Source organism: Streptomyces sp. PU-14G, assembly GCF_041028275.1.
GTDB lineage: Bacteria > Actinomycetota > Actinomycetes > Streptomycetales > Streptomycetaceae > Streptomyces.
The window spans coordinates 1-10,191 of sequence record NZ_JASKYT010000259.1; the positions used below are offsets into that span (position 1 = coordinate 1).

General features: G+C 73.5%; 7 protein-coding genes and 1 pseudogene. 6 read left to right on the plus strand and 2 right to left on the minus strand.

What is annotated here, in order from left to right; genetic code table 11:
• The 4 genes and pseudogenes from AB8Z75_RS24905 to AB8Z75_RS24920 all read left to right on the plus strand — a co-directional run.
• Positions 1 to 980 (plus strand): annotated as a pseudogene (locus AB8Z75_RS24905) (4-alpha-glucanotransferase); the annotation flags it as partial.
• A 158-nt stretch (positions 981 to 1,138) separates the two neighbouring features.
• Positions 1,139 to 2,839 (plus strand): alpha-L-fucosidase, encoded by a 1,701-nt coding sequence (locus AB8Z75_RS24910; protein WP_369205649.1) that lies wholly within the window; start codon positions 1,139 to 1,141, stop codon positions 2,837 to 2,839.
• A gap of 47 nt (positions 2,840 to 2,886) precedes the next feature.
• Complete coding sequence (locus tag AB8Z75_RS24915; RefSeq protein WP_114021217.1) at positions 2,887 to 3,123, plus strand: hypothetical protein; 237 nt, start codon at positions 2,887 to 2,889, stop codon at positions 3,121 to 3,123.
• Between the two features lie 121 nt (positions 3,124 to 3,244).
• Positions 3,245 to 4,147, plus strand: a complete 903-nt coding sequence (locus AB8Z75_RS24920) for a hypothetical protein (protein WP_369205651.1) — start codon at positions 3,245 to 3,247, stop codon at positions 4,145 to 4,147.
• Between the two features lie 42 nt (positions 4,148 to 4,189).
• On the opposite strand, the gene AB8Z75_RS24925 is transcribed toward AB8Z75_RS24920, so the two are convergent.
• Both AB8Z75_RS24925 and AB8Z75_RS24930 read right to left on the minus strand, forming a co-directional pair.
• Positions 4,190 to 5,335, minus strand: a complete 1,146-nt coding sequence (locus tag AB8Z75_RS24925; protein WP_369205653.1) for a serine hydrolase domain-containing protein — start codon at positions 5,333 to 5,335, stop codon at positions 4,190 to 4,192.
• Positions 5,336 to 5,346: 11 nt separating this feature from the next.
• Entirely contained in the window at positions 5,347 to 6,270 is a 924-nt protein-coding gene (locus AB8Z75_RS24930) for a DMT family transporter (protein ID WP_369205655.1), read from the minus strand.
• 74 nt (positions 6,271 to 6,344) lie between these two features.
• On the opposite strand from AB8Z75_RS24930, the gene AB8Z75_RS24935 reads away from it, so the two are divergent.
• Together AB8Z75_RS24935 and pepN are read left to right on the plus strand one after the other, a co-directional pair.
• Positions 6,345 to 7,250 carry a LysR family transcriptional regulator gene (locus AB8Z75_RS24935; protein WP_369205657.1) on the plus strand — a complete coding sequence of 302 codons (906 nt, stop codon included), beginning with the start codon at positions 6,345 to 6,347 and terminating at the stop codon, positions 7,248 to 7,250.
• Positions 7,251 to 7,432: 182 nt separating this feature from the next.
• Positions 7,433 to 10,093, plus strand: a complete 2,661-nt coding sequence (gene pepN / locus AB8Z75_RS24940) for an aminopeptidase N (protein ID WP_369205660.1) — start codon at positions 7,433 to 7,435, stop codon at positions 10,091 to 10,093.
• Positions 10,094 to 10,191: the final 98 nt, after the last annotated feature.

Genomic DNA, 10,191 nt, shown 5'->3' on the forward strand with positions numbered 1-10,191 from the left:
TCCTTCCGCCGGCCCTCCTCCCGCCGGCCCTCCTCTCGCCGCTTCCCCGATCCGGTGCACCTGCGGGTCGAGGAGATCCCCGAGTTCGCGTATCTGGGTCAGGAGGAGCGGCGCCGGGCCGAGGTGGTCCTGGGGCGCGCTGCCGCGCTGCGCCAGGGCGTGCTCGGCGGCCGGGCGCACATCGACCGGGGCGCGGTGTGGGAGCTGAAGCGGGAGGCGCTGGAGCTGGTGCGCTCGGTGCCGCTCGGCCCCGGGCGCCGGGCCGCTTACGGCGATTTTCTGGCCGAGCGCGGGCAGGCGCTGGTGGACCACGCCACCTGGTGCGCCCTCGCCGAGGTGTACGGCCCCGACTGGCGCTCCTGGCCGGCCGGTCTAGATGACCCCCGTTCCGCGCACACGGCACGCGTGCGCGACGAGCGACGGGACCGGGTCGACTTCCACACCTGGCCGCGTGGCTCACCGACTGCCAGCTCGCGGCGGCCCAGCGCACCGCGCGGGAGGCCGGTATGGCCGTCGGCCTGGTGCACGAGGTGGCGGTGGGTGCGCATCCCGGCGGCGCGGACGCCTGGGCGTACCAGGGCAGCCTCGCGCAGGCCGTCAGCGTGGGCGTACCGCCTGGGGCGTGCGATGCCCGGGGTCAGGACTGAGGGCTTGCGCCCTGGCGTCCGGACGCGCTCGCCCGGACGGGGTACGAGCCCTACCGTGAGGTGCTCGCCGGGCTCTTTCGGCACGCCGGGGCCCTGCGCCTCGGCCATGTCGCGGGCCACGCGCGCGCGTGGTGGATCCCCGAGGGCCGCCCGGCAGCGGAGGGCACCTACGTCCGCTACGACTCCGAGGCGATGTTCGGCGTTCTCGCTGTGGAGGCCCACCGGGCGGGTGCCGCCGTCATCGGCGAGGAGCTGGGCGCCGTCGAGCCGGGGGCCCGTCAGGAGCTGGCGGCGCGGCGGGTGCTGGGTACCTCGGTGCTGTGGTCCGAACGGGTCAGTGCGCTGTTCGCGGAGTTGAGGGCGCTCCGCGACTGACGGCGCCCCCAATAGATCCGACCTATCTCTTTCACGCGGCTCCGGTCTGCGGCACCATGCCCACGTACCCCCCAAGAGATCGGATCTCTCTCCAGGGTGAGGAAGGTGGAGGACTCATGGTGAGACGCCGCCCCCGCGCACGGTTGCTGTTGTCCACGCTGGCGCTGGCCCTGGCCGGTGCCGTGCTGTCGGCGCCCGCACAGCCGGCCGCCGGGGCCGCACAGGGGTCGGAGGGGACGGGCTGCCAGCAGCCGGTGCGCCCCGCCCCGCAGATGCGGATCGAGCCCTGCGACAGCCCGCGACGCGTCATCGAGAAGGCCGCGAAGACCGTGCCCACGAAGGGGCAGTACGCCTGGCAGCAGCGGGAGGTGACGGCGTTCACGCACTTCGGCATGAACACCTTCACCGACCGCGAGTGGGGTTCGGGCGCGGAGGACCGTTCGCTCTTCGACCCCGGACACCTCGACTTCGACCAGTGGATGCGTGCCTACAAGGCGGCGGGCGCCGAGCAGGTGATGCTGACGGCCAAGCACCACGACGGGTTCGCGCTGTGGCCCAGCCGCTACACCGAGCACTCGGTGGGCAATACCCCGTACGGGCGCGACATCGTCGGGCAGTACGTGAAGGCGGCCCGTAAAGCGGGTCTGAAGGTCGGCATCTACCTCTCGCCCGCCGACGGCGCCGAACTGCCGCACGACTGGCACGAGAAGTGGCTGGCCGACCTCCAGGCGAAGCAGGACGCGGGGGAGCAGCTGACCACGGTGGAGCGCACGGCGCTCGCCGACGGCGGCCCTCCGCAGGGCAAGGGCCGCTACGGCAACGGCAGCGAGCCGACCGAGCGCACCATCCCGACCCTCGTGCCGGGCGACGACCGGGCCAAGAAGGTGGCCTCGGGGAAGCTGCCCAGCTTCACGGCGAAGGTCAACGACTACGACGCCTACTACCTCAACCAGGTCTACGAGATCGTCACCGAGTACGGCCCGCTGGACGAGCTGTGGCTGGACGGCGCGAACCCGTGGAGGGACGCGGGCATCACCCAGGAGTACGGCTGGAGCGAGCTGTTCCGCGTCCTGCACGAACTGGCGCCTGACACGCCCGTCTTCGGCGGCCCGCAGGGCGTGCGCTGGGTGGGCAACGAGAACGGCGTGGCACGCGAGAGCGAGTGGAGCGTGACGCCGTCGGCCCTCGATCCGTGGACGACGTACGCCGGAGGGCTGCCCAACGACTCCACCGACCCCGACATCGGCTCCCGGGAGAAGCTCCTCGACCCCTCGGTGAAGTATCTGCAGTGGTATCCGGCCGAGGCGGACGTCTCGATCAGGCCGGGCTGGTACCACCACGCCGACGAGCGGCCCAAGAGCGCGGAGCAGCTGCTGGAGCTGTACGAGAAGAGCGTCGGGCGCAACGCCTCGCTGCTGCTCAACGTCCCGCCCGCGAAGAACGGCAGGATCGACGCGGCGGACGTGAGGGAGCTGACGGCGTTCGGTGACGCCGTGCGCGGCATCTACGGCACCGACCTGAAGCGGCGCGGCCCGGGGCCCTACACCTTCGACCGCGTCGTGGTGGGGGAGGACATCCGCAGGGGGCAGCGGGTGGAGCGCTTCACTCTCCAGGCCAGGTCGGGTGGCGCGTGGCGGGAGATCGCCTCGGGTACGACGATCGGCCACCGCCGCATCCTGGCGCTGGACGAACCCGTGACCGCGCGGCAGGTGCGGGTGAAGGTCGAGCAGGCGCGCGGGAAGCCGCACCTGAGGCCGGTCACGCTGCACCGCTCGGCGCAGGCGGCGCACCCAGGCGGCGCGGCGGTCGTCCGATAAGCCCACCCCGGCGCGCGGGGTGTTCACCCGTCCGATATCTTGGCGGGGTGAGCAACAAGGTCAACAAGAACGCCCTGCGCGCCGGAACGGTCACCGCCGGTGCGACGCTGATGATGCTCCTGTCGTCCCCCGCCTTCGCGCTCACCCGCGACGACGGCGACGACCCGGGCCCGGGCCTGAGCGTCGCCGAGACGCTGGGGCTCTACGTCGCCATCCCGATCGTGCTCTTCCTGGTGATCGCCGGGCTGGTCACGCTGGGCGACAAGCGCAAGAAGAGCCACTGACGCCGCGACGGACCGTTATCGGCCTTCGAACGGCCGTGCTTTAGGGCAGAGTTGTCCGCGTTCCGCGACAGCTTCGTCACAAGCGGTGGCAGCCGACGGGCGGCGGGGAAGTGGCCCCGACATGACGCACGAGGTACCACTCCCGCCCCGCACAGGACTGCCCACCAGCGAGCAGCGGCTGCACGCCGCGCTCCGGTACGCCGGCGCGGACGCCGCCGCCCCGCCCGGTGCCGCCTCCAGAGCCCACCGCGCGATGATCACGGGTCTGGCCGCGCTGGCGCTGCACTGCTTCTCCGCCGCGCCCTCCCTGCTGGACCTGGAGCGGATCGACGTACTCGTCCCCGAGCTGGACGACAGCGCCCACCAGGGACCCCGCGCCCCGTCCCCGGCGGTGTGCGCCTACACCTCCGCGCACCTGGTCCGCACCCGCATCCTGCCCGAGCCCGAGGAGATCACCGGCCTGCCGGTGGCGCCCGTGCCCCGCGCGCTGGCCGACGCCGTGGCCGGGCTCGCGGAAGCCGAAGGGGTGCGGCGCCTGCTGGTCGAGGCGGTACGGGGCGGCCACTGCGAGCCGCAGCCGATCGTCCGCGAGCTGACCCGCGCCCGGCTGCTGGGGCTGCCGCACGTCGCCGACGCCGTGGACAGCCTGCTGGCCGAGGGGCGCGCCCTGACGGAGGGCTGCCTGTACGGCATGGTCTTCACCCACGGGCTCCCCGACCCGTGCTGGAACGTCGAGCTCCGCGTCCCCGGCGGCCCGCCGGTGGGGGCTGTGGACGCGTACTGGCCCGACCACGGTGTCGCGCTGGAGATCGACGCGCGCACGCCCCGGGCCGGTGCGGAGGCGGCCTGGGACGCGTACGCCCGCAAGCGCGAGACGCTGGAACAGCTCGGTGTCACCGTCGTGCACGTGACCGAGGCCAAGCTCCGGGACGCCCCCGCCCAGCAGGCGGCGGTGGTCCGCACGGCGCTGATGACGTCGTGCGAGCGGGAGCCGGCCGCCTACCTGACCGTGCTGCCGCGCTGACGCCCCCGGCGTCGTGGCCCGCCCTGCGCCCTCTGCCACCGCTCAGCCGCAGTACTCCGCCTCCACCAGGGCACGGGTGCCGTCCGACCAGTCGCCGTTGACGTTGAAGGCGGCCGTGTGGGTGCCGTCGAGGGTGGTGAAGGCGGCGCTGCGGGAGCCGTGGATGGTGCCCTCGTGGCCCCACACCGTCACCCCGCACGTCAGGGTGCGCTCGGTCAGGCCGAGTCCGTAGCGCTCCGAGGAGCCGGCGCGGCGGGTGGTCTCCATCTCCCGGAGCTGCCGCGGCGGCAGCAGTTCGCCGCGGACCAGGGCGCGCACGAAGCGGACCAGGTTGCGGCCTGTGGAGATCATCTCTCCCGAGGCCCCGGCCAGCGACGGGTCGAGTGAGGTGACGTCCCGCACCGCGGGGTTCCCGCCCGAGGCGAACAGCGTGGAGTAGGCGTGCGCGTGCGGGCCGGGGATGCGGGGCGAGGTGCCGGGCAGCGAGGTGTCGCGCAGCTTGAGCGGGCGCAGCACGCGGCGTTCGATCTCCGTCGCGTAACGGTGCCCGGTGGCGCGTTCGATGACCATTCCGGCGAGCACGTAGTTGGTGTTGGAGTAGGCCCAGCGGCTGCCGGGGCGGAACAGCGGAGGGCGGGCGAGGCTGCGCGCGACGAGCGCCTGGGGCGTGTGGGAGTCCGTGCGGTGGGAGAGGAAGGCCGGGGAGAAGTAGCGGCGCCGCCAGGCGGGGTCCGCGGTGTAGTCGGCGATGCCGCTGGTGTGGCCGAGGAGCTGCCGCAGGGTGACGGCGCCCGACTGGCGGCCCACGGCGGCGCCGTACCCGCCCAGTCGTTCCTCGGGCAGCCAGCGGCCCACCGGGTCGTCGAGCCGCAGCCTGCCTTCGGCCTCCAGTTGGAGCAGCACGGTGGCCACGAACGGCTTGGTCAGGCTGCCGATGCGGAACCGGTCGTCAGCCAGCCGGGGCCGCCCGGTGGCGCGGTCGCCGATGCCGGCGGTGCCCCTCCAGGTGCCGGTGCCGTCCTCGACGTGCGCCACGGCGCCGGGGCCTTCCCCGTGTTCGACCATGGCGGTCATCGCCGCGCGGGTGCGGGTGTGGTCCCGGCCGGCTGCCGTGGAGGGTCCGACGGCCAGGCCGCACACGGTCAAGGTGGCGAGCAGGCCGCTGATCAGGGTGCGCGGCGGGGACATGCCAGGCGACTCTAGTGAGCGCCCCGGCTCGTGTGCCACACGGCCAGGACGACCAGGGCGCACCCGGCGAACTGGGTCACGGTGGGCCGCTCTCCCATGAACAGGACGCCGAGCAGGACGGCCAGCACGGGCTGGAGCAGCAGGAGTGCGGCGCTGGTGACGGGGGCCAGCCGGGACAGCGCGGGCCCCAGGAGGACGAGCGAGACCGCCTGTCCGAGCAGTGCCATCACGGCGAGCCAGCCCACCGGCCCCCAGCCGGGCGCCGGATCGATGCCCGTCCACAGGGCGCCGAGGGTGCCGGAGGTGAGGGCGGCGGCCAGGGTGGAGACGCACACCGGGTGGACGGTGTGGCCGGTGCCGCCGCCCAGCCGGGTCAGGAACAGGTAGCCCGCGAAGGCGACGCCGGCGGCGGCCCCGTAGAGCACGCCGGACACCGGGCTGCTGCCCGGTTCGGGGTGGCCGACGGCGCCGCTCGCCAGGGCGACGCCGAACAGCAGTACGGGCAGGGTGCGCCAGTACCGCGCGCCCGCGGGGGCGCGGGTGAGGACGAGCGCGAGCAGCGGGAAGACGGCGATCTGCACGTTGAGCAGCACGGTGGCGATGGAGGAGCCGACATCGTGGATGGACTGCGCCCAGAAGACGAAGTCGACGCCCAGCAGCGCGCCCGCCACCGCGTCGTACACCTGCGCGCGCGCCGGGCGCGGGCCCAGCCTGCGCCGTTCGGCCAGCGCGAACGGCACCAGGGCCACCAGCGCCAGCAGGCAGCGCCAGAGCGCCGCCGTCCCCGCGTTGACCCCGGACAGCTTCACGAACATCGCGGACGCCGAGACGCAGGCCGAGGCCGCGATGCCCAGGTACACCGGGTTGCGCCCGGCCAGTCCGCCGCCCGCCCCGCCGGCGCGTGCACGCTGGGTCCTTTCCTCCGCAGTGACCATGACAGCTACTGTGCCGTCCCCCACCCGCAAGTAAAAGCGACGATTCATGACCGGTACTCGTTAGCATCGCTGGGGTGTTGAACTCCGACCGGCTCCGCGCCCTCGACGCCGTCGCCCAGCACGGCTCCCTCGCCCGCGCCGCACGCGCCCTGCACATCACGCCCTCCGGCGTCTCCCAGCAACTGGCCAAGCTGGAGCGCGAGGCGGGCCACACCCTGCTGGAGCCGCACGGCCGCAGCGTCCGCCTCACCCACGCGGGACGGGTACTGGCCGAACACGCGGCCCGCGTCCTGTCGTCACTCGCCGCGGCCGAAGCCGACCTCGCCGACCTCGGCGACGAGATCCTCGGCCCCCTGCGCCTCGGCGGCGTCGGCAGCTCGCTGCGCGCCCTGCTGCCCGACGTGCTCGCCGAGCTCACCGCCGCGCACCCCCGGCTGCGGGTAACCGTCGTCGACGGCGAGGCCGTCGACCTGCTGCCTCTGCTGCTCGGCGACGAACTCGACCTGCTGCTGATCGAGAGCTGGCACAACCGCCCCATGCCGCTGCCCGGAGGCGTCCGGGTCCGGACACTGACCGTGGAGGAGGTACGGGTCGCGCTGCCGGCCACGCACCCGCTCGCCGGCCGCCCCGCACTGGACCTGACGGAGCTGTCCCGCACCGTCTGGTCGAGCTGCCCGGCGGGAACCGAGCCCTACGAGGCGCTGGTACAGGCACTGCGGGAACGCGGTGTCGAACCGAGAGTCCGCTACGCGGTGGCCGAGTACGCCACCCAGCTTGCCTTCGTGGCCCGCGGGCTGACCGCGGCGCTCATCCCCGCGATGGGACAGCGCCCCAGCCCTCCCGGGGTCGCCTTCGTGCCCGTGGACCCGCCGTTGACCCGCGAGGTGCGGGCCGCCTGGCGCGCGGGCGGCGACAGCCCCTCCGTACGGGCATGCCTGGCGGCTCTCGCGGCCGGCGAGCAGGACGCGGGGGCGCACTGAAGCGCCGGGCCGCCGCGAACGGGCGTGCGCCCGGGCCGCCGCGCGCGTGTCGGCGGCGCCGCCGCCGAAGCCTGCGCGCCTCCGGCCGCCCGCCGTCTCCCGTGGCGCCCGCGTGGAAGGATGGCCCCAGCACGACTGCGCCGTAAGCCGCGAGAGTTTCGCGAGAGTGGGGAGATCACCAAGTGCCTGGCACGAATCTGACGCGCGAAGAGGCCCAGGAGCGGGCTCGGCTGCTCACCGTCGACTCCTACGAGATCGAGCTGGACCTCAGCGGCGCGCAGGGCGGGGGTACCGCAGCACCGGGTGAGTCGGACAACGGTGAAGGGGTCTTCCGCTCGGTCACCACGATCCGGTTCACCGCCAGGGAAGCCGGCGACACCTTCGCCGACCTGGTCGCGCCCACCGTGCGTGAGGTCACCCTCAACGGCACCGCGCTCGACCCGGCGGCCGTCTTCGCGGACTCCCGCATCGCGCTGCGGGGGCTGGCCGCAGGGCCGCAGGAGCTGCGCGTCGTCGCGGACTGCGCCTACACCAACACCGGTGAGGGCCTGCACCGCTTCGTGGACCCGGTGGACGGCCAGGCCTACCTCTACACCCAGTTCGAGGTACCCGACGCGCGCCGCGTCTTCGCCAACTTCGAGCAGCCCGACCTCAAGGCCACCTTCCAGTTCACCGTCCGCGCCCCCGAGGGCTGGACGGTGATCTCCAACTCCCCGACGCCGCAGCCGGAGGGGACGCTGTGGCGGTTCGCGCCCACACCGCGGATCTCCACCTACATCACGGCGCTGATCGCGGGCCCGTACCACGCGGTGCACAGCACCTGGGAAGACAAGAGGGGCCTGAGCGAAGCTCAGTCCGCTGGGGGTGGTGGGGGGCGACAAGCGGGCCGCAGCGTGCCGCTGGGCATCTACTGCCGCCCGTCGCTGGCCGAGTACCTGGACGCCGACGCGCTCTTCGAGGTCACCCGCCAGGGCTTCGACTGGTTCCAGGAGAAGTTCGACTACCCGTACCCCTTCGAGAAGTACGACCAGCTGTTCGTGCCCGAGTTCAACGCGGGCGCCATGGAGAACGCGGGCGCGGTCACCATCCGCGACCAGTACGTCTTCCGCTCCAAGGTCACCGACGCCGCCTACGAGAGCCGCGCCGAGACCATCCTGCACGAGCTGGCCCACATGTGGTTCGGCGACCTGGTCACCATGGAGTGGTGGAACGACCTGTGGCTGAACGAGTCGTTCGCCACCTACACCTCCATCGCCTGCCAGGCCCACGCCCCCGGCAGCCGCTGGCCGCACGCCTGGACGAGCTTCGCCAACCAGATGAAGACCTGGGCCTACCGCCAGGACCAGCTGCCCTCCACCCACCCGATCATGGCGCAGATCCGCGACCTGGACGACGTCCTGGTCAACTTCGACGGCATCACCTACGCCAAGGGCGCCTCCGTCCTCAAGCAACTGGTCGCCTACGTCGGCATGGACGAGTTCTTCCAGGGCGTGCGCGCCTACTTCAAGCGCCACGAGTGGGGCAACACCCGCCTGACCGACCTGCTCGGCGCCCTGGAGGAGACCTCGGGCCGCGACCTGAAGACCTGGTCGAAGGCGTGGCTGGAGACCGCGGGCATCAACATCCTGCGCCCCGAGCTGACGACGGACGCCGACGGCACCCTCACCGCCCTGGCCATCCGCCAGGAGGCGCCGGCACTGCCCGCGGGCGCCACCGGAGAGCCGACCCTGCGCCCGCACCGCCTCGGTGTCGGCTTCTACGACCTGCGCGACGGCAAGCTGGTGCGTACCGACAGCGTCGAGCTCGACGTCGACGGCGAGCTGACCGAGGTGCCGCTGCCGAAGGCGCGCAAGCGCCCCGACGTGCTGCTGCTCAACGACGGCGACTACACCTACGCCAAGGTCCGCCTCGACGCCGACTCGCTGGCCGTCGTCACCCGGCACCTGGGCGACTTCGCCGACCCCCTGCCGCGCGCCCTGTGCTGGGCCTCGGCCTGGGACATGACCCGCGACGGCGAACTTCCCGCCCGCGACTACCTCGACCTCGTCCTCTCGGGTGTCGGCAAGGAGTCCGACATCGGTCTCGTGCAGTCCCTGCAACGGCAGGTCAAGCTCGCTCTCGACCTGTACGCGGCGCCCGACTGGCGGGAGACGGGGCTCACCCGCTGGGCCGAGGCCACGCTGGAGCAGCTGCGCGCCGCACGCCCCGGCAGCGACCATCAGCTCGCCTGGGCCCGTGCCTTCTCCGCCGCCGCCAGGACCGACGCCCAGCTCGACCTGCTCGCCGCGCTGCTGGAAGGCGGCGAGAGCATCGAGGGGCTGACGGTCGACACCGAGCTGCGCTGGGCGTTCCTCCAGCGGCTCGCGGCCACCGGGCGGGCCGACGAGGCGCGGATCGCCGCCGAACTGGCCCAGGACGCGACCTCGGCGGGCGAGCGGCACGCAGCCGCCGCCCGTGCCGCGCGGCCCACCCCGGAGGCGAAGGCCGAGGCCTGGCGGGCCGTCGTCGAGAGCGACACCCTGCCCAACGCGGTGCAGGAGGCCGTCATCTCCGGGTTCGTGCAGACCGACCAGCGCGCCCTGCTCGCGCCCTACACCGAGCGGTACTTCGCCGCCGTCAAGGGCGCCTGGGAGGAGCGCAGCCACGAGATGGCCAGCCAGATCGTGGTCGGCCTCTACCCGGCGCTGCACGTCGAGCAGCAGACCCTGGAGGCCACCGACGCCTGGCTCGCCTCCGCCGAGCCGAGTGCCGCGCTGCGCCGCCTGGTGACCGAGTCCCGGGCGGGTGTCGAGCGGGCGCTGCGCGCCCAGGCGGCCGACGAGGCGGCGGGCGCCGCGGGCTGACCGGGCTGCGGACGGCAGACGTCGGCCCCSGCGGGATGCCGGGGGCCGACGTGCGGGGAGACGGGGCTCCGGCCGGCCCGTGGGGGAGAGGGCCGGTG

Bases quoted from the DNA above. Each gene is read 5' to 3' on its own strand.
- AB8Z75_RS24910 (WP_369205649.1), top strand. From the start codon at position 1,139: ATGGTGAGACGCCGCCCCCGCGCACGGTTGCTGTTGTCCACGCTGGCG.
- AB8Z75_RS24920 (WP_369205651.1), top strand. From the start codon at position 3,245: ATGACGCACGAGGTACCACTCCCGCCCCGCACAGGACTGCCCACCAGC.
- AB8Z75_RS24925 (WP_369205653.1), bottom strand. From the start codon at position 5,335: ATGTCCCCGCCGCGCACCCTGATCAGCGGCCTGCTCGCCACCTTGACC.
- AB8Z75_RS24930 (WP_369205655.1), bottom strand. From the start codon at position 6,270: ATGGTCACTGCGGAGGAAAGGACCCAGCGTGCACGCGCCGGCGGGGCG.